General features: G+C 72.5%; 18 protein-coding genes. 11 read left to right on the top strand and 7 right to left on the bottom strand.

Annotation, left to right across the window (positions count from 1 at the left end):
- Positions 1–51: 51 nt before the first annotated feature.
- Genes AB0O93_RS02120 through AB0O93_RS02095 form a run of 6 tightly spaced genes read left to right on the top strand, consistent with a single transcriptional unit; the run spans position 52 to position 4,069 of the window.
- On the top strand, positions 52–1,209 hold the full coding sequence (locus AB0O93_RS02120; protein ID WP_363340043.1) for a HesA/MoeB/ThiF family protein: 1,158 nt from the start codon (positions 52–54) through the stop codon (positions 1,207–1,209).
- On the top strand, positions 1,206–2,438 hold the full coding sequence (gene glp / locus AB0O93_RS02115) for a gephyrin-like molybdotransferase Glp (RefSeq protein ID WP_363340041.1): 1,233 nt from the start codon (positions 1,206–1,208) through the stop codon (positions 2,436–2,438). The genes AB0O93_RS02120 and glp overlap by 4 nt, the downstream gene beginning before the upstream one ends.
- Positions 2,435–2,911: a cyclic pyranopterin monophosphate synthase MoaC gene (moaC, locus tag AB0O93_RS02110; RefSeq protein ID WP_363340039.1), complete on the top strand. Its 477-nt coding sequence runs from the start codon at positions 2,435–2,437 to the stop codon at positions 2,909–2,911. The genes glp and moaC overlap by 4 nt, the downstream gene beginning before the upstream one ends.
- Positions 2,908–3,558 (top strand): NTP transferase domain-containing protein, encoded by a 651-nt coding sequence (locus AB0O93_RS02105; RefSeq protein WP_363340037.1) that lies wholly within the window; start codon positions 2,908–2,910, stop codon positions 3,556–3,558. Before moaC ends, AB0O93_RS02105 begins: the two co-directional genes overlap by 4 nt.
- Positions 3,555–3,839, top strand: a complete 285-nt coding sequence (locus AB0O93_RS02100) for a DUF6457 domain-containing protein (RefSeq protein WP_363340035.1) — start codon at positions 3,555–3,557, stop codon at positions 3,837–3,839. Before AB0O93_RS02105 ends, AB0O93_RS02100 begins: the two co-directional genes overlap by 4 nt.
- Complete coding sequence (locus tag AB0O93_RS02095) at positions 3,836–4,069, top strand: MoaD/ThiS family protein (RefSeq protein WP_363340034.1); 234 nt, start codon at positions 3,836–3,838, stop codon at positions 4,067–4,069. The genes AB0O93_RS02100 and AB0O93_RS02095 overlap by 4 nt, the downstream gene beginning before the upstream one ends.
- 16 nt (positions 4,070–4,085) lie before the next feature.
- Here AB0O93_RS02095 and AB0O93_RS02090 read toward each other — a convergent pair whose 3' ends face one another.
- Genes AB0O93_RS02090 through AB0O93_RS02080 form a run of 3 tightly spaced genes read right to left on the bottom strand, consistent with a single transcriptional unit; the run spans position 4,086 to position 7,315 of the window.
- The gene (locus tag AB0O93_RS02090; RefSeq protein WP_363340032.1) at positions 4,086–4,514 is read right to left on the bottom strand and encodes a molybdenum cofactor biosynthesis protein MoaE; all 429 of its coding nucleotides are present in this window, start codon (positions 4,512–4,514) and stop codon (positions 4,086–4,088) included.
- Entirely contained in the window at positions 4,514–4,993 is a 480-nt protein-coding gene (locus AB0O93_RS02085; RefSeq protein WP_236967495.1) for a MogA/MoaB family molybdenum cofactor biosynthesis protein, read from the bottom strand. Before AB0O93_RS02085 ends, AB0O93_RS02090 begins: the two co-directional genes overlap by 1 nt.
- Before the next feature lie 9 nt (positions 4,994–5,002).
- Positions 5,003–7,315 carry an FdhF/YdeP family oxidoreductase gene (locus AB0O93_RS02080; protein WP_363340030.1) on the bottom strand — a complete coding sequence of 771 codons (2,313 nt, stop codon included), beginning with the start codon at positions 7,313–7,315 and terminating at the stop codon, positions 5,003–5,005.
- Between the two features lie 158 nt (positions 7,316–7,473).
- On the opposite strand from AB0O93_RS02080, the gene AB0O93_RS02075 reads away from it, so the two are divergent.
- Positions 7,474–7,770, top strand: coding sequence for a helix-turn-helix domain-containing protein (locus tag AB0O93_RS02075; protein WP_363340028.1), 297 nt, complete (start codon positions 7,474–7,476; stop codon positions 7,768–7,770).
- Between the two features lie 16 nt (positions 7,771–7,786).
- Here AB0O93_RS02075 and AB0O93_RS02070 read toward each other — a convergent pair whose 3' ends face one another.
- The 3 genes from AB0O93_RS02070 to AB0O93_RS02060 are packed head-to-tail and all read right to left on the bottom strand — an operon-like array spanning position 7,787 to position 11,676.
- Complete coding sequence (locus AB0O93_RS02070; protein WP_363340026.1) at positions 7,787–9,691, bottom strand: helicase HerA-like domain-containing protein; 1,905 nt, start codon at positions 9,689–9,691, stop codon at positions 7,787–7,789.
- Positions 9,692–9,701: 10 nt separating this feature from the next.
- The gene (locus AB0O93_RS02065) at positions 9,702–10,427 is read right to left on the bottom strand and encodes a phosphatase PAP2 family protein (protein WP_363340024.1); all 726 of its coding nucleotides are present in this window, start codon (positions 10,425–10,427) and stop codon (positions 9,702–9,704) included.
- Between the two features lie 19 nt (positions 10,428–10,446).
- Positions 10,447–11,676, bottom strand: a complete 1,230-nt coding sequence (locus AB0O93_RS02060; protein WP_363340974.1) for a multidrug effflux MFS transporter — start codon at positions 11,674–11,676, stop codon at positions 10,447–10,449.
- 411 nt (positions 11,677–12,087) lie between these two features.
- On the opposite strand from AB0O93_RS02060, the gene AB0O93_RS02055 reads away from it, so the two are divergent.
- From AB0O93_RS02055 to AB0O93_RS02045, 3 genes are read left to right on the top strand one after another with little or no spacing between them, the layout of a single operon-like run.
- Positions 12,088–12,804, top strand: coding sequence for a DUF3105 domain-containing protein (locus AB0O93_RS02055; RefSeq protein WP_363340022.1), 717 nt, complete (start codon positions 12,088–12,090; stop codon positions 12,802–12,804).
- A gap of 7 nt (positions 12,805–12,811) precedes the next feature.
- On the top strand, positions 12,812–13,507 hold the full coding sequence (locus AB0O93_RS02050; protein WP_363340020.1) for a DUF305 domain-containing protein: 696 nt from the start codon (positions 12,812–12,814) through the stop codon (positions 13,505–13,507).
- 49 nt (positions 13,508–13,556) lie between these two features.
- On the top strand, positions 13,557–13,967 hold the full coding sequence (locus AB0O93_RS02045; RefSeq protein WP_363340018.1) for a hypothetical protein: 411 nt from the start codon (positions 13,557–13,559) through the stop codon (positions 13,965–13,967).
- Here the strand turns inward: AB0O93_RS02045 and AB0O93_RS02040 are convergent.
- Positions 13,935–16,403, bottom strand: coding sequence for an HAD-IC family P-type ATPase (locus tag AB0O93_RS02040; RefSeq protein ID WP_363340016.1), 2,469 nt, complete (start codon positions 16,401–16,403; stop codon positions 13,935–13,937). The two genes, AB0O93_RS02045 and AB0O93_RS02040, sit on opposite strands and share 33 nt — an antisense overlap.
- A 59-nt stretch (positions 16,404–16,462) precedes the next feature.
- Between AB0O93_RS02040 and AB0O93_RS02035 the strand changes: the two genes are divergently transcribed.
- A complete protein-coding gene (locus AB0O93_RS02035; RefSeq protein ID WP_363340014.1) occupies positions 16,463–18,709 on the top strand; it encodes an alpha-galactosidase in 2,247 nt (748 codons plus the stop codon).
- Positions 18,710–18,750: the final 41 nt, after the last annotated feature.

The following is an 18,750-nucleotide window of genomic DNA, read 5'->3' as shown; positions in this document are numbered from 1 at the left end:
GCACGTGCGGAACCCGGCATCCGATCCGGACTCCCGTCGTAGCCTGAGGGGGTGCCCCTTCCCCCGCTGGTCGCGCCCGTGGACGCCCTCGACCCCGCCGAGGCCTCCCGCACCGCCCGTCACGCGGTCCTCGCGGGATTCGGCGAGATCGGTCAGCGCCGCCTCGCCGCCGCCCACGTCGCGGTGATCGGCGCGGGCGGTCTCGGGTCGCCCGTGATCCTCGCCCTCGCCGCGGCCGGGATCGGCCGGCTCACCGTCATCGACGACGACGTCGTGGAGATCTCCAACCTCCAGCGCCAGGTGCTGCACCGCCACCGCGACGCCGGCCGCCCGAAGACCGCCTCGGCGATCCGGGCGGCGGCCGACCTCTCCCCCGGCACCCGCGTCGACGCCGTGACCGAGCGGATCGCCCCCGCCAACGCCGCCGCGCTCCTCGCGGACGCCGACGTCGTGATCGACGGCAGCGATACCTTCGCGACGCGTCGCGCGGTCGCCGACGCCTGCGAGAGCCTCGGCATCCCCCTCGTCTGGGGCGTGGTGCAGGAGTTCCACGCCCAGGTGACGATCTTCTGGACCCCGCCGGATGCCGCGCTCCCCGCCGTCCGTCTCGCCGACCTCTACCCGGAGGGCACCGAGGGCGAGGTCCCCACGTGCGCCGCGGTGGGGGTGCTCGGATCGCTCTGCATCCAGGTCGGCGGCGTCCTCGCCACCGAGACCGTCAAGCTGCTCACCGGGATCGGGGAGCCCCTCCTCGGCCGCGTCCTGGTGGTGGACGCGCTCCGCGGGCGCACGTCCGAGGTACCGCTGCGACCGAGCCGGATGCCTGCTCCGGTCGTCTCGCCGGCGCCCCCGCCGACGGCCGCACCCGCACCGACGCCGGTGCCGGACGTCGACCTGGAGGCGGCACTGTCGGCCTCCCGCGCGGGCGCGCTGCTCCTCGACGTCCGCGAGCCGGCCGAGACCGCCACCGGGACGATCCCGGGGTCCGTGACCATCTCGCTCGCTGATCTGCTCGCCGAACCGGCCCGGGTGACGGCATCCTCCGTCGTGGTGATCTGCCACGCCGGTGGTCGCGCCCACCGCGCCGCCGAGGTGCTCCGCTCGCGCGGCGTCGATGCCGCGGTGCTTGCGGGCGGGCTCTCGACGTGGCCGAACGCGACGGACCTTTCGCCGGAGCCGAGCACGATCGCCGAGGAGCCTTCCGCGTGACCGATGACCTGATCGACCTCGACGCCCACCGCGCGACCGTCCTCGCCGCGGCGTCCCTCCGCTCCTCCGAGGTCCTGCCGCTCGCGGCCGCCCTCGGACGCACACTCCGGGAGCCGGTGCACGCGGCCGTCGACCTCCCCGTCTTCGACAATTCCGCGATGGACGGCTTCGCCGTCCGCGGCGAGGACGTCGCCGGGGCGAGCGACCACCGTCCCGCCCGACTGCGCGTCGTCGCCGACATCCCTGCCGGATCGGGCGAGGACCCGCCGCTCGGTCCGGGCGAGGCGGCCCGCATCATGACCGGGGCGCCGATGCCGAGCGGGGCCGACACGATCGTCCCGTTCGAGAGCACCGCCGGCGGGCTCGCCGATTCGCTGGACGAGGTGCTCGTGATCGCCGCGCCCGCACCGGGGGTCCACGTGCGTCGCCGGGGTGAGGACTGCATCGCCGGCGCCGAGATCCTCACCGTGGGAACCGCGCTCGGTCCGCTGCAGCTCTCCTCCGCAGCGGCGGCCGGGGTGGCCGCGGTGACGGTCGCCCGCCGACCGCGCGTGGCGGTGGTGTCCACGGGTACCGAGCTGGTCGCACCGGGGACGCCGCTCCGCCGCGGCGAGATCCCCGAGTCCAACGGCATCCTGCTGGAGATGCTCGCGCGCGAGGCCGGCGCGGACGTCGTGGCCCGCGAGGTGGTCGACGACACGGTCGGCGGCCCCCTCGGGGCGATCGCGCGTGCCGAGGAGGTGGACGCGGATCTCGTGATCTTCTCGGGCGGCGTCAGCGCGGGCGCCTACGAAGTGGTCAAGTCGACCCTCGGCGCGTGGATGACCTTCTCGAAGGTGCGGATGCAGCCCGGCAAGCCGCAGGGGTTCGGGGTCTCCCCCGCCGGGACGCTGCTGTTCGGTCTTCCGGGGAACCCCGTCAGCGCCGCGGTGTCCTTCGAGGTCTTCGTCCGCCCGGCGCTCCTCGCGATGCAGGGGCGGAGCGACCTCGCCCGACCCGTCGTGACCCTCCCCGCCGCGCGCGGGTGGCGGACACCCCCGGGACGCGCGCAGTTCCTCCCGGTCCGGATCGATCGTGCCGATCCGGCGCAGTGGCGCGCGGTCCCGGCCACGAGCGGCGGATCGCACCTGGCGGGGGGCCTCGCCCGCGCGGAGGCGTACGCGATGGTGCCCGCCGAGGTGGCGGCGGTCGAGGCGGGCGATCTCGTCGATGTCATGCTGATCCCATGAGTTTCACCCACCTGGATGGCGCCGGCCACGCGCGCATGGTCGATGTCACCGAGAAGGCCCCCACCGTCCGCTCCGCCACCGCACGGGGTCTTGTGCGGTGCGCCCCCGAGGTCGTCGACGCGCTCCGGGACGGCACCGTCCCCAAGGGCGACGTCCTCGCGGTCGCCCGCATCTCGGGCATCCAGGCCGCCAAACGCACGCCGGAGCTGCTCCCGCTCGCGCACGTCATCGGCGTCCACGGCGCGACGGTGGACCTGATCGTCACGGACGTCGGTGTCGAGATCGAGGCCACGGTCCGCACCGCCGATCGGACGGGTGTCGAGATGGAGGCCCTCACCGCGGTGACCGTCGCCGGGCTCGCCGTGATCGACATGGTGAAGGCGCTCGACAAGGGCACGTCCCTCGAGGCGGTCCGCATCACCCGGAAGACCGGCGGGAAGAGCGGCGACTGGGTCCGATCCGAGGAATCGTGAGCGCCGGGCCGCGTCTCGGCGCCATCCTGCTCGCCGGCGGCCGGGCCACGCGCCTCGACGGAGCGGACAAGCCTCTGCTGGACGTCGGCGGGCGCTCGCTCCTCACTCGGGCGGTGGATGCCGCGGCCACCGTCGGCGCGGCAGCCCTCACGATCGTCGGCCCCGAGTCGGTTCTCTCGGGCGTGGAGATCCCGACCCGCTGGGTGCGCGAGGATCCGCCCTTCGGCGGACCCGCCGCCGCGATCGTCGCCGCCCTCGCCGCGACGCCCGCGGAGGATGCGCCCGAGTGGACGCTCGTCCTCGCCGGCGACCTCCCGCACGCGGAGGAGGCCGCGCGCCTGCTCGTGGCCGACCTGGACCTCTTCCCCGCCGACACCGACGGCGTGTGCCTCGCCGACGCGTCGGGACGACCGCAGTGGCTCACCGGGGCCTACCGCACCCGAGCGCTGCGGGAGGCGGCATCCGCTCTCCCCGAGCAAGGGCGCGACGCCGCCGTCCGCGCTCTCCTGGACGATCTCGCCGTCGCCGTCCTCCGCGCCCCGGCGCACGTGACCGACGACGTGGACACGTGGGAGGATCTTCACCGGGCGCGGCGCCGGTTCGCCTCCGCGCCGTCCCCGTCCACCCCCGAGGAGTCGCCGAGATGACCGAACGCACCCTTCCCCCCGAGGCGCTGGACGCGTGGGCGACCGTCCTCCGCGATCATTTCGGGCTCGCCCCCGACGACATTCCGATCGCCCTGGTGCTCGACCTCGCGCGCGCCGTCGCCCACGACGTGGCCCGCCCCGCCGCTCCCCTCAGCGCCTTCGTGGCCGGCCTCGTCGCCGGGCGCGCCGGCGGATCCGCCGACGACATCGCCGCCGCCGTCGCGGCGATCACCGGGCTCGCCCGCGCGCACGCGCAGGACACCGCGGGAGGGACGCCGTGACCCGCGTCCGGTTCTTCGCCGCAGCGCAGGAGGCTGCCGGCACCGACGCCGCGGACTACGACGTCGCGACCCTCGGCGCTCTGCGCACCGAGCTCACCGCCGCGCACCCCGCTCTCGCCGGCATCCTGCCGCGCTGCGCGGTGCTCCTCGACGGCGCGCGCGTGGGCGATGACACCCCGCTCACCGGCGCGCAGACCGTCGACGTGCTCCCGCCCTTCGCGGGCGGGTGATCCGGACGGGAGGCCGTCAGCCCCCGAGCCCGAGCCAGGTGGCGGTGCCGTCGATCTCGACCTGCTTCTTCCAGACCGGGAGGTCGGTCTTGATCGCCTCGATGAGCGTGCGGCAGACCTCGAACGCGGTCGCGCGGTGCGGGCTCGCCACGGCGATGACCACGGCGATGTCCCCGACCCCGAGCCTCCCCACCCGGTGGCTCACGGCGACCCGGGCCTCGGTCTCCCCCGCGGCCGCGGCCGCGATGCGTCCGAGCGCGGCGGCGGCATCGGGGTGCGCGGAGTACTCCAGCGCGGCGACCTCCCGCGCGGCATCCGGGTCGTGATCGCGCACCCGACCGACGAAGGTCGTCTCGGCGCCCATCGCCGGATCCGCCACAGCCTCCAGGTGTGCGGACAGATCGAGGGGCGCGTCGCTGATGTCGGCGCGGACGACGGCGGCCATCAGTGGTCCCCGCCGGCGACCTGCTCGATGACGTGGGCCGCGATCGAGACGATGACCGGCATGCCGTCGCGCACACCGCCGGGCGAGCCCGGGAGGTTCACGACGAGGGCGCCGTGCGGGTCGACGACACCCGCCACGGCGCGGGAGATCATCCCGGTGGGCATCTGTGCGGTGCCGATCCGTCGGAGCTCCTCCGCGATCCCGGGGATCGGGCGCGTGAGGACGCGGGACGTCCCCTCGGGGGTCTCATCCCGCGGGCCGAGACCGGTGCCTCCCGTCGTGACGATGAGGCGCACGCCCGCGAGGACCTGCGCGGTGATCGCCCGCTCGACACTGTCGGCGCCGTCCGGGATGATCAGCGCCTCGTCGCAGGAGAAGCCGGCGTCCCGGAGCGCCGCGACGGCGACGGGTCCGCTGCGGTCCTCGCGCGTTCCTGCCGCGGATCGGTCGGACACCGTCAGGACGGCTGCGCGGATCATCCCCTCAGCCTAGGGCTGCGCCGTCCCCGGTTCGAGCCGGATCACGACCGACTTCGACGTCGGGGTGCCCGAGACGTCGGCGACCGAGTCCAGCGGCACCAGGACGTTCGTCTCCGGGTAGTAGGCCGCGGCGTTCCGGCGCGGGGTGTCGTACGCGACGAGGCGGAACGACGGCGCACGCCGCTCCTGGAGCCCGTCGGGCCCGTGCCACTCCGAGACGAGATCGACCAGGTCGCCGTCCGCGAAGCCCTGCTCGCGGATGTCGTCGATGTGGGCGAGGACGACGCGACGGCCCCCGTGGATGCCGCGGTAACGATCGTCCTTGCCGTAGATCGTGGTGTTGTACTGATCGTGCGAACGAAGGGTCTGCAGCAGCAGACGCCCCTCCGGGATCCTCGGGTACTCCAGCGGATTGACGGTGAACCGCGCCCGGCCGTCGACGGTGTCGAAGCGGCGCTCGTCGCGCGGTGGATTGGGCAGGAAGAACGTGCGCCCCTTCGCGATGCGCTGCTCATAGTCTTCGAAGCCCGGCACCACGCGGGAGATGTGCTGACGGATGCCGGAATAGTCGCCCTCGAGCGAGGTCCAATCCGCGCGCGGGCCGGTGTCGCCGTCGAAGAGGAGCGCGCACAGCCGCGCCACGATCGCCACCTCGCTGAGGAGTCCCTCCTCCGGCGGTGCCAGGCGCCCGCGCGAGGAATGGACGGCGCCCATCGAGTCCTCCACCGTCACGCGCTGCTCGCCGCCGCCGCGGCGATCCCGGTCGGTGCGTCCGAGGGTGGGGAGGATGATCGCCCGCCGACCGGTGACGACGTGGGAGCGGTTGAGCTTGGTCGACACCTGCACGCTCAGGTCGACCCGCGCCATGGCCGCTTCCACGACCGCGGTGTCGGGGGTCGCCGACACGAAGTTGCCGCCCATCCCGAAGAACACCCGCACCGCTCCGTCGCGCATGGCGCGGATCGCCTGCACGGTGTCGAATCCGTGCTCCCGCGGCGGCTCGAAGGAGAACTCCGCCGCCAGAGCGTCGAGGAACGCCGTGGACGGCTTCTCGTAGATCCCCACGGTGCGGTCGCCCTGGACGTTGGAGTGCCCGCGCACGGGGCAGACCCCCGCCCCCGGACGGCCGATGTCGCCACGGAGCAGCAGCACGTTCACGACCTCGCGGAGCGTGGGCACGGAGTGCTTGTGCTGGGTGAGTCCCATCGCCCAGCAGACGATCGTGGCCGACGATTCGGCCACGACGTCGCCGAGCGAGCGGATGCGGTCCTCGGTGAGCCCGGTGGCTGTGACGAGGTCGTCCCAGGCGAGGGCCGACAGCGCGTCGCGGTACGCGGCGAACCCGCTCGTGGAGGTCTCGATGAACGCGGCGTCGAGGATCGCGGCATCCGTCTCGGCGCGCTCGAGGAGGTGCTTGCCGATGCCCTGGAAGAGCGCCTGGTCGCCGCCGAGGCGGATCTGGACGAAATCGTCGGCGAGCGCGGTGCCGCCGAAGGCGATGCCACGCGGCGTCTGCGGGTTCTCGAAGCGGAGAAGCCCGGCCTCGGGCAACGGGTTGACCGCGATGATCCGGGCTCCGCGCTGCTTCGCCTTCTCCAGCGCCGAGAGCATGCGCGGGTGGTTCGTTCCCGGGTTCTGCCCCGCCACGATGAGCAGGTCGGCGGCGTGGATGTCCTCGATCGACACCGTGCCCTTGCCGATGCCGATCGTGTCGGACAGCGCCGCGCCGCTGGATTCATGGCACATGTTGGAGCAGTCCGGGAGGTTGTTCGTCCCGAGTCCGCGCACGAGCAGCTGGTAGAGGAACGCCGCCTCGTTGGACGTGCGGCCCGAGGTGTAGAACACCGCCTCGTCCGGATCGTCGAGGGCGGACAGCGCCCCGGCGATCTCACGGAGCGCGTCGTCCCAGGTGATCGGACGATAGTGCGAGGCCCCCTCGTCGAGGATCACCGGGTGGGTGAGGCGTCCCTGCTGCCCGAGCCACCAGTCGTCGTGGGCGGCGAGGTCGGCGATGCTGTGCCGGGCGAAGAAGTCCGGACCGACGCGGCGGAGCGTGGCCTCCTCGGCGACCGCCTTGGCGCCGTTCTCGCAGAACTCGGCGACGTGCCGCTTGTCCTCCTCCGGCCACGCGCACCCGGGGCAGTCGAACCCGTCCTTCTGGTTGACGCGCAGGAGCGTCTGCGCCGTCCGCACCGCGCCCATCTGCTGCTGCGCGATCTGCAGCGCGTGGACGACGGCGGGGACCCCCACCGCCACGGTCTTCGGGGCGCGGACGGACAGGTCGGACTCGTCGATGTCCTCGCGCGGTGCCTTCGTCGCCATCGCCCCAGGCTAGCCGCCCGGATCGCGGCGGCGCGCGCCGGGCGCGTCTCAGGAGGTGTCACAGATCCGAAACACGGGAGAAGGCCGGGGGCAACGCGGTACCGGTAACGTCACCCGTGTTCGCGCCGGCCCCCGACGGCGCGCAATTGGAGGACGCGATGAGCGCAGCAGCCGTCGAACGTCTCCCCGAGCGAGGACTCGGGTTGGCGCTGGACATCCTCGAGCAGGTCGCCCGGAGCGATGGCGGCCTGAGCGCGGCGGAGATCGCGCGGCACGTGCGCGCCGCCCGCGCGACGGTGTACCGCGTGGTGAACGCCCTGGCGCGCGACGGATACCTGATGCGTCCGGACGACGTGTCGGGGTTCGTCCTCGGCCCGCGCGCCCTGGATCTCGCCGACGCGATGGACGAGAGCCGCCTTCGCGCGCTCCCCCGTCCCCGGGCGGAGGACGCCTGACCCGAGCGGCGAGGGCTCAGCGGCGGCCGATGCCGAACACCCCGCGGATGACGCCGTCGAGGATCTTCCCCGTCGCGGGCGACCCGAGGATCTCCTCGAGCGGCGATGACGACCGGGTCGTGCGGCGCGTCGTCCGGGAGGTCCCGGCGGTCTTCTTCAGCAGACGCTCGTACTCACGCTGCGCCTTCTTCTCGGCATCCTCCGCCTTCTTCCGCTCGGCCGCCTCCGCCTTCTCCATCGCGGCGCGGTGCCGGGCGAGCTCCGCATCCGTTTTCGCCTGCTCGCGCGCCGCCTCGTCGGCCGCGGCGCGGGCATCGGCGGCCTGCATCTTCGCGGTCAGGATCTCCCGCGCCGACTCCCGGTCCACCGCCGTTCCGTAGGCGGCGAGGAGCGGGGACGCGGCGACGGCGGCGACGATCTGCGCCTCCGGCGTCGGTGACATCAGACCCCGCGGGGCCTGCAGCCTCGTCCACGCGACCGGCGACGGCGCGCCCTTCTCGTTCATGACGGTGACGATCGCCTCGCCGGTGCCGAGCTCCTGCAGCACCCGCTCGAGGTCGTAGCCGGACGTGGGATACGTACCCACGGTGGCGCGGAGCGCCTTGGCGTCGTCCGGGGTGAAGGCGCGCAGCGCGTGCTGCACACGCGAGCCGAGCTGCGCCAGGACGTCGGCGGGCACGTCCTTCGGCGTCTGGGTGACGAAGAACACCCCGACGCCCTTGGACCGGATCAGGCGCACGGTCTGGACGATGGCGGCGAGGAAGTCCTTCGACGCGTCGCGGAAGAGCAGGTGCGCCTCGTCGAAGAAGAACACCAGCTTCGGCTTCTCGACGTCGCCGACCTCGGGCAGCACCTCGAACAGCTCGGCGAGCAGATACATCAAGAACGTCGAGAACAGCGCCGGCTTGTCGATGACGCCGGGCACCTCGAGCAGGCTGATGATCCCGCGACCGTCCCCGGCGGTGCGCAGGAACTCCCGCACGTCCAGCTCGGGCTCGCCGAAGAAGACGTCCGCGCCCTGGTCGGCGAAGGTGATCAGCTGGCGGAGGATGACGCCCGCCGTCGCGGCCGAGAGCCCGCCGAGGCCCTTCAGCTCGGCCTTGCCCTCGTCGCCGGTGAGGAAGGTGAGCACCGCCCGGAGGTCGGAGAGGTCGACGAGTGCGAGCCCCTCCCGGTCTGCGTAGTGGAAGACCAGCCCGAGGCTGGATTCCTGCGTGGCGTTGAGTCCCAGGACCTTGCTCAGCAGGAGCGGGCCGAACCCGGACACGGTCGCCCGGACGGGGATGCCGTGCCCGATGCCGCCGAGGGCGAAGTACTCCGTGGCGGATGCCGCCGGCTGCCAGTCCTGGCCGATGCCGCGCGTGCGGGCGAGGAGCTTCTCGCTCGCCTCTCCCGGGGTCGCGACCCCGGAGAGGTCGCCCTTGATGTCGGCGGCGAAGACGGGGACGCCGTGGGCGGCGAGCTGCTCGGCCAGGCCCTGCAGCGTCCGGGTCTTGCCGGTGCCGGTCGCCCCCGCGACCAGGCCGTGCCGGTTCATCATGGCCAGCGGGATGCGCACCTGCGCCTCGGGCACGGGATCGCCGTTCACGAGGGCGCCGACGGCGATCGCCGGCCCTTCGAAGGCGTATCCGCGGACGATCGCGGCGACCTCGTCGCCCGTGAGAGGGCCCGCCCCGTCGCCGGTGACGGGACCGGTCGCGTCGGGCGCAGCAGGGGCGTCGGGCGTCACCGTCGTCGGCGGGGCGTCCTGTCCCGCGGACACCACGCCCGCTCGCGCCCGGGCGGCCTCGACTTCCGCGGCCGCCAGGGCGGCTTTCGCCGCGGCCGCCTTCGCCGCCGCCTCCGCGGCCTCCGCCTCGGCCCGGAGCCGGGCGAGTTCGGCCTCGGCGAGGGCGGCGTCGGACGGGTCGGGCGCGGTCATGGCGCTCAGCCTAGCGAGCGCGCTCCGCCGTACCACCCGACCCGGCCGCGGCATCGCCATCCGCCTCATCCTCCGGGATCTCGCGGGCCAGCGGCCGGGCCATCGCACCCGCGAGGATCAGCACCACACCGACGCCGACGAGGATGCCGGCGAGGGTGTCCGACAGCCAGTGCGCGTGGACGGCCGTGCGGCTGAAGGCCATGAGCAGCACCCAGGCGGCGCCGACGAGGATGACCCACAGACGGGGGAAGAGCACGAGTGCGACGGCGGCGATCGTCGCGGCGTTGGCGACGTGTCCCGAGGGGAAGGATCCGAAATCGGCGACCACGAGGATCTGCTCGGGACGCTCGCGTCCGAAGGTCTGCTTGAGCAGCTGCACGGCACCCGCGGAGAGGATCGAGGCCGCGAGGAAGAACACCGCACCCCACCGCCGCCCGAAGAACCACAGCGCCGCGGTGCCGCCGATGGGTACGACGAAGACGCCGAACCAGCCGCCCCCGAGGAAGTCCATCACCCGCGACACCCCGACCAAGACCGGAGAGGCGAGGGCGACGAGGAGGTCGTTCCACCACAGGTCGATGGCGAAGGGCGCGTTCCCGCGCGCGAAGGTCCACGCACCGAGCCCGACCGCCGCCGCGATCATCACCACCCCGAGGATGATCCAGCTCACGCGTGCTCGTGCGGCGACGCGCTCCGCCTCGACGTTGGCGTCGGTGTCCTTCGGCCCGTTGCTCATCGAGCCATTCTGCCGCGGATCAGGGGGTGAGCTGCTCGACACGGCGGGGCTGGACGATCGCCCACAGCGCCACGACGCCGATCACCGCGCAGCCGACCATGACCGTGGCCATCGTCGTCGCCGTGATGCCGGCACCGATCGCGAGCGCACCGACGAGCGGGGAGACCACGCCAGCCACGCCGAAGTTCGCCGCCCCGATGATCGACTGAGCGGTGCCGGCGGCCTTGCCGTGCCGGTCGAGGGCGAGCACCTGCGCGCAGGGGAAGGTGAAGCCGCACGAGGTCATGAACAGGAACAGCGGCACGATCGTGCCCCACATCCCGAGACCGAGCTGGTCGGCGACGATGATCAGCACCGCCGAGACGACCAGCGCGCCGGTCGAGAAGGCCAGCACCCACTGCGGACCGTACCGAGCCGCCAGTCGCGAGGCGATCTGCACGCCGACGACGAGTCCGATCGAGTTGACGGCGAAGAGGAGCCCGTACTGCTGGGGGTCCATCCCGTACTCGCCCTGGAACAGGAACGGCGAGGACGACAGGTAGGAGAAGAGGCCGCTGAAGGTCATGGCCCCGATGATCAGGACGCCGAGGAAGACGCGGTCGGTGAACACGGACCGGTAGCGCTGCCAGATCGTCGTCGTGCCCTGCGCGTGCCGCCGAGCCGGCGGCAGGGTCTCGGGGATCAGGAAGAGGGCGGAGACGAGCATGACCGCCCCGTACACGGCGAGGACGACGAAGATCCCCCGCCACGGCATGACCAGCAGCAGAGCCGAGCCGATCAGCGGCGCGACGACCGGCGCGGCGCCGGAGACGAGCGCCAGACGCGACAGCATGACCACCAGTCGTCGACCACCGAAGAGGTCGCGGACGATCGCTGCGGCCACGACGCCGCCGGCGGCTGCGCCGGCGCCCTGGAAGACACGCGTGATGGACAGCAGCTCGAGGGTCGGCGCGATGGCCGCGGCGACGCTGGCGACGACGTGGAGGGCCGTCACCGCCAGGAGCGGGACGCGACGTCCGACCTTGTCGCTCAGCGGACCGACGATGAGCTGGCCGAGGGCGAAGCCGAGCATGGTGCCCGTGAGCGTGAGCTGGATCGCGGCCGCGGTGGTCTGGAAGTCGGCCTCCAGCACCGGGAAGGCGGGGAGGTACAGGTCGATCGTGAACGGGCCGAGGGCCGTGAGGGCCCCCAGCAGGATGATGTACAGCACCCGACGCCGCGGGGGGATCGAATCGCCCGGATGCAGCATGATCGGCGCCGTGGCCGGGTTCGACCCGAGCGTGCGGATCGCGCCGGTGGAGCGGTCCACCCCGGTCCGGTGGGTGGCGGTCGGGTGCGAGCCGGTCTGCGGAGCGGTGGGGACGGAAGAGGTGTGGGGCACAGCAATCGTTTCGGCGACGAGGCGGAGGCGTCGACGCCGGCGTACCGGCTCAGGCGCTCAGGGGGATGGGAACCGGATGCGGGGCTTCGCGTGACGCCACGAGCGGCGCATCGAATCGATTCGAGAAGCCATGATACCGGAAACCTCCTTGCTCGCGAATCGCGCGCGGAGCCGCGGACTGTCGGCCGGCTCCCAGGAGCGAAGCGCATTCGTTCGAATAGGATGCTCGGAGCGTTTCCTGTCCGCCAGCCCGCCCGGGCGCCGAGCCGAGATCAGCACATGACCCCGACATCTTCGTCCGAGCCGCGTAAGAGCGGCAACCCGGCCAAGCAGGCCGAGATCAACCTGACCGTCAAGCAGCAGCGCGAGCAGAAGCGCCAGGAGAAGCTGGCGCAGTACCAGAAGGACCTCGCCAAGCGCCGCCGCGGCAAGGTGGTGTGGTGGACCGTCGGCTCCGTCGCCGCGGTCGCGGTCATCGCCGGCATCGTGGCCTCGATCGTCTTCTCCCCCGCCCCCGCGCCGACCCTCGCCCGCGGCGACGGCGACGGCAGCGCCATCTCGGGAGTCGAGACGTTCTCCAACACCGCCAACCACGTCGAGGGCACCGTCGACTACCCGCAGAGCCCGCCCGCCGGCGGCGACCACAACGCGTACTGGCTGAACTGCGGCGTGTACTCCGAGCCGGTGCCGAACGAGAACGCGGTGCACTCCCTCGAGCACGGCGCGGTGTGGGTCACCTACGACCCCGCGGCCCTGTCGTCGGAGGACGTGGATGCCCTCCGCGCGCAGCTCCCCTCGACGTACACGATCCTCTCCCCCTACGAGGGACTGGACTCCCCGGTCGTCCTGAGCGCCTGGGACGCCCAGCTCGCGGTGGACGGCGTCGATGACGAGCGCATCGGCGAGTTCCTCGCGTCGTACTGGCGCAGCACGACCGCGCCCGAGCCGAACGCCCTCTGCTCCGGCGCGATCGACGCCCCGGGAAAGCAGTCCTGACCCGCCCGTGACCTCCGACAGCTCCGCCGCCGACGCCCCGACCGCCGACCCCGCGACGCGACGACCCTGGTGGGTCATCGCCCTCGCGATCCTCGGTGTCGCCGGACTCGCCTTCGCGATCGGGCGCTTCTCGATGTTCGGAAGCGCCGGGCCCCTCCCCCCGGGGGAGACCTCTGCGGAGGTCGGCTTCTCGCGCGACATGCAGGTGCACCACGCGCAGGCGGTCGAAATGGCGATGGAGATCTACCGCAAGACCGACGATCCCGAGCTCCGTGTCCTCTCCTACGACATCGCCACCGGCCAGTCCGCGCAGCGCGGCGAGATGTTCGACTGGCTGGTCCAGTGGGGTGTGCCCCAGGGTGGGGGCGACATGATGGCGTGGATGTCGGCGTCGGATGCCGGACACGACCACGGCGTCCCGGCGAATGCCGCGCCCCTCGGACAGGACGAGGCACTGGCCCTCATGGGAATGGCCTCCGGGGCGGAGCTGGATCGGCTCCGCGCGGCGGAGGGGCAGGAGGCCGACTGCCTCTTCCTCGAGCTCATGATCCGCCACCACGAGGGCGCCCTCCCCATGGCCGACGCGCTCCTCGAGCTCGGCTCCGATCCGCGCGCCCTCCAGCTGGCCTCGACGATCCGCAGCGGCCAGAGCGCGGAGCTGGACGCCATGGCCTCGATCCAGCAGCGTCTCGGCTGCGGCTGACCCGACGCCCACCCTCGCCCCGCGAACGCTCCGCCGCTACTGTGGGGGCGTGACGACCCAGGCTCCCGCGCGACGGCGCCCCGCGACCGTGACGGCCGCGGTCGTGGTCGTCTACGTCGCCGCGTTCCTGAGTGTCGGGCTCGGCATCCTGGTCATGCTCAGCCGCTACCAGGTCGACGGATCCGCGGTGCTCTGGGTGTCGCTCCTCGGGGCGGCCATCATCCTCCTCGGCCTGCTCACGCTGGGTCTCGCGTCGGGCCTCGCCCGCGGAAGCCGGCTCGCACGCCTCGGGATCACCCTGTACTTCGGCGCCCTGATCGTCCTGCACGTGCTGAGCATCATCACCACCGACGGGTGGGACTGGTCGTCCATGATCCAGCTCGCCCTTCAGGCCGCGGCGCTTCTCCTCATCTGGACACCGCCGGGCTCACGCCACTTCGCGCGCGTCGACGCCGCCTGACGCGGCACGGATCACCCGCTCCACGTACCGGCGGTGGAAGAAACGGACCACTTCGATTCCGCCGATCGCCGCGATCGTCACGGCGACCAGGAGCCACGCCGCCTCCTCGCCCGGGTCCACGAGCTGGAAGAACGCGGTCAGCAGCGGCACGGTGAAGATGATCAGCAACGCGACGAACATCGCGCCGATCACGAGCGCCTTGAAGCGCGTGACGGGGCGGGAGAGCACCGTGAGCACCCAGATGCCGACGACGGCGAGGATGATCGTCGTCCCGGTGCGCAGCTCGGGTTCGGGGACGCCGAGGGCCATGGCGCCGAGGGTGTAGCCCACGAGGGCGGCCGCGATGATCAGTCCCGAGGGGACGGCGAAACTCAGCGAGCGTTTGAGGAAGCCGGGGACGTAGCGCTGCGTGTTCGGCAGGAGCGCGAGGAAGAACGCCGGGATGCCGATCGTCAGCCCGTCGGTGATGGAGAGCTGCCGAGGCAGGAACGGGAACTCCAGCATCATGATCCCGAAGGCGAGCGCCAGGGCCGTCGCGTAGGCGGTCTTGGTGAGGAAGAGCATCGAGACGCGCTCGATGTTGGCGATCACCTGCCGCCCCTCGGCGACGACGTCGGGGAGATGCGAGAACCGGCCGTCGAGGAGGACCAGACGCGCGACGGCCTTCGTGGCGGCCGATCCCGAGTTCATCGCGATGCCGATGTCGGCGGTCTTGATCGCCAGGGCGTCGTTCACGCCGTCGCCGGTCATCGCCACGACGTGCCCCCGCGCCTGCAGCGCGACCACCATCCGCTTCTTCTGCTCGGGCGTCACGCGCCCGAAGACCTGGTGCGTTTCGAGGACGCCCGACAGCGCCGCATCGTCTTCGGGCAGATGACGCGCATCGAACCCCTCCGCGACCTCCAGCCCCACCTCGCGCGCGATCGCCGCCACGGTCCGCGGGTTGTCCCCCGAGATCACCCGGATGCCGACACCCTGGGCGGCGAAGTAGGACAGCGTCTGCGCGGCATCCGGCCGCATCTGCTCGCGGAAGGTGAGCACCGCCACCGCGGTGAGTTCCCCGACGAGGCGCTCGGCCTCGACATCCGCCTCATCGAGGAGGAGCGCGGAGTGGGCGAGCACGAGCGTCCGCCGGCCGGTTGAGGCGAGCGAGACGACGCTTTGTCCGAGCGCGGTGCCGGGATCGCTGGCCTCGTCGCCGAACACCATCTCGGGGGCTCCGAGCACCCAGGTCCCCGCGGGGCCCTCGGCGAAGGACGCCGCGCTCCACTTCCGCGCGGAGGAGAAGGGGATGACCGCGATGGGAGCGACCTCGCGCCGCACCGGGTAGGCGTCGGCGAGGCACCGCGCCGTCGCGTTGGCGTCGGGGGCGGCGCCGTACCAGGCGAGGGCGTCCTCGTAGCCGTCGACGGCGGAGAGGACGTGCCCGTCGTCGAAGGCGATGTCGCCCGCGGTGATGGTGCCCGTCTTGTCGAGGCAGATCATGTCGACGCGTGCGAGACCCTCCACCGCGGGGAGCTCGTTGACGAGGACCTGTCGGTTCGCGAGCTTCGCCGCGCCGACGGCGAACGTGATCGAGGAGATGAGGACGAGTCCGAGCGGGATCATCGCGGTGATCGCGGCGATCGCGTTGACGACCGCCTGCACCCATTCGCCGGACTCCCACGCCGATGCCCAGCCGCCGAGGGCGACCATCTGCGCGTTGACGACGAGGAGGCCCACCGGACCGATGATCCAGCTCATCCAGGTCAGGACGCGGTTGATCGACGAGCGGACCTCGGAGGCGACGAGCGAGAACCGCTTGGCCTCCGAGGCGAAGGTGTTGGCGTAGGAATCCGCGCCGACGCGCGTCGCCTGCGCGAGACCCTCGCCCGACACGACGATCGACCCGGACAACGCGTCATCGCCTGGACGCTTGTCGACGGCATCCGACTCCCCCGTCAGCATCGACTCGTCGACCTGGAGGGCGCGCGCGGCGACGATCACCGCGTCCGCCGGGATCTGGTCGCCGGCGCGCAGGACCAGGATGTCGTCCTGCACGACCTCCGCGGGCACGATCTCGACGTCCTGCCCGTCGCGGCGGACGCGGGCGCGCGGGGCGTTCAGCAGCGCCAGCCGGTCCAGCGCCGCCTTCGCGCGGAACTCCTGCCAGCAGCCGATGATCGAGTTCGCGAACGCGGCGAGGCCGAACAGCGCGTCCTGCCAGCGTCCCAGGACGAACAGTACGAAGAAGCACGCGAAGATGATGCCGTTGAACAGCGTGAACACGTTCGCGCGGACGATGTTCGCCACGCTCCGGCTGGTGTCGGCGGTGAAGGCGTTCGTCCGTCCGTCCGCGTTCCGCTCGGCGATGTCCGCCGCGCGCAGCCCCGCGTCGGGATCGACCCCCGCCCGGACGGGGGCGGGCACCACGGCGTCGGCGGGAGCGGCATCCATGCATCACAGTATGGCGACGCGCTCGCGTGGGAATCGAGGATGTCGGAGAATTGTTCGTCGTGACCCCTTCGCCCTCCGCGCCCCACGCCCTGCTCCACCTCCGCGCCGCCGGCGTCTCGCTCGTGCTCGATGCCCGTCACGCCGCCGTCCCCTCGGTCGTGCACTGGGGGCCTGATCTCGTCGATCTCGACGCCGACGACCTCACCGTCCTCGCGGACGCCGTCGAGCCCGTCATCGGCTCGAACACGCCGGAAACACCGCTGCGCCTGTCGGTCCTCCCCGAGCATCACGCCGGCTGGACGGGGCGGCCGGGTCTGTCCGGATCCTTCGACGGACCGGGCTGGTCTCCGCGCTTCGTCGCGACCGCGCTCACCCTCGACGGCGAACCGGTCGATGGCGACCGGACCGCGGACGCGGGCACCGTCGTGGTGGACGCCGTCGACGACAGCGGACGCCTCGCCCTTCGTCTGGAGATCGAGCTGACGCGGCACGGCCTCGTGCGCACCCGCGCGGAGATCGCGAATCGCCACGACGCCCCCTACCGCCTCGACGACCTCTCCGTGGCGTTCCCGATCCCCGCGGAGGCGAGCGAGATCCTCGACTTCACCGGTCAGCACAACGGCGAGCGGATGCCGCAGCGGACGACGCTCGTCGACGGCGTCCACCTCCGGGAGAACCGCCGCGGCCGAACCGCCGCCGACAGCGCCTTCCTCCTCCACACCGGCACCCCCGGCTTCGATTTCGCGACCGGCTCGGTGTGGGCCGTCCACACCGCGTGGAGCGGCAACCACCGCCACTACGCCGAACGGGTGTTCTCCGGCGAGCAGGTCCTCGGCGGCGGTGAGGTGCTGCTCCCCGGGGAGATCACCCTCGCTCCGGAGGAGTCGTACCGCTCCCCCTGGGTGTACTTCGCGTTCGGCGCGGGCCTGGAAGCCGTCGCGCATCGCTTCCACGCCCATCTGCGCGCCCGAGCCGATGCCCCCGACAGCCGCCGACCGGTCACCCTCAATGTGTGGGAGGCGGTGTACTTCCGGCACGACGCCGACGAGCTCATCGCCCTCGCCGAGCGGGCCGCCGACCTCGGCGTCGAGCGCTTCGTGCTCGACGACGGCTGGTTCGGCGACCGACGGCACGACCGGGCCGGGCTCGGCGACTGGACCGTCTCCGCGGACGTCTGGCCCGATGGACTCCACCCCCTCATCGACCGCGTCCACGCGCTCGGAATGGAGTTCGGGCTGTGGTTCGAACCCGAGATGGTCAACCTCGACAGCGACCTCGCCCGCCGGCATCCGGAGTGGATCATGGCCGCCCGGGACGACCTGCCGGTGGAGTCCCGGTTCCAGCACGTGCTGAACCTCGGGATCCCTGGCGCGTACGCGCACGTGCGCGACCAGATGCTCGCCATCCTCGACGAGTACCGCATCGACTACATCAAGTGGGATCACAACCGCGATCTGATCGAAGCGGGCGACCGCACGCGTGGCGGCCACGCGGCGGTGCACACGCAGACCGAGGCGTTCTACCGGCTGCTCGGCGACCTCCACCGGGCCCACCCGTCGCTGGAGATCGAGACGTGTTCGTCCGGCGGCGGCCGCGTCGACCTCGGCGTCCTCGAGCACACCGATCGGATCTGGGTATCCGACAACAGCGACCCCCACGACCGCCAGGGCATGCTGCAGTGGACGCTGCAGCTGGCCCCGCCGGAGTTCCTCGGCGCGCACATCGCCTCGCCCCGCTCGCACACCACCGGGCGGCACATGGACCTCGCCTTCCGCGGCGGGACCGCCGTCTTCGGACACTTCGGCATCGAGTGGAACCTCGCCGAAGCGACGGAGGCCGATCTCGCCGCCGTCCGCGGGTGGATCGACTTCTACACCGCGCACCGGGGGCTTCTCCTCGCCGGCGACGTCGTCCGGGTCGACACCCCCGACCCGCGGATCGTCGTGCGCGGCGTCGTGGCCACCGACCGCTCGCGCGCGATCTTCTCCGCCGCCGTCCTCGACACCGTCCACCCCGACCCGCCGGCGCGCCTGCGCCTGCGGGGTCTCGACCCGGAGCGCCGGTACCGGGTCACCCCGGTCCTGCTCGGGACGCTCCCCTCGGGGCTCATCGCTCCGGCGTGGTGGGGCGAGGCGAGCGACGCCGCGGCCCATGCGACCCAGGAGTACTGGGACCACTCGCCGCGCGTGGACGTCACCTTCCCGGGGGCTCTCTTCCGGGGCCAGGTCCTGCACACCGTGGGCATCGCTTCACCCCGGGTCCACCCCGACCAGGTCGTCCTCTACCGCGTGGACGCGGTCGACTGATACCGCAGATGGGGAGGGGCCCGGCATCCGCATGGATGCCG

This window comes from Microbacterium sp. NPDC077184 (assembly GCF_040687055.1).
Classification (GTDB): Bacteria; Actinomycetota; Actinomycetes; order Actinomycetales; family Microbacteriaceae; genus Microbacterium.
The sequence above is the reverse complement of the archived record's forward strand: the minus strand, read 5'-3'. Positions and strand labels throughout refer to the sequence as shown.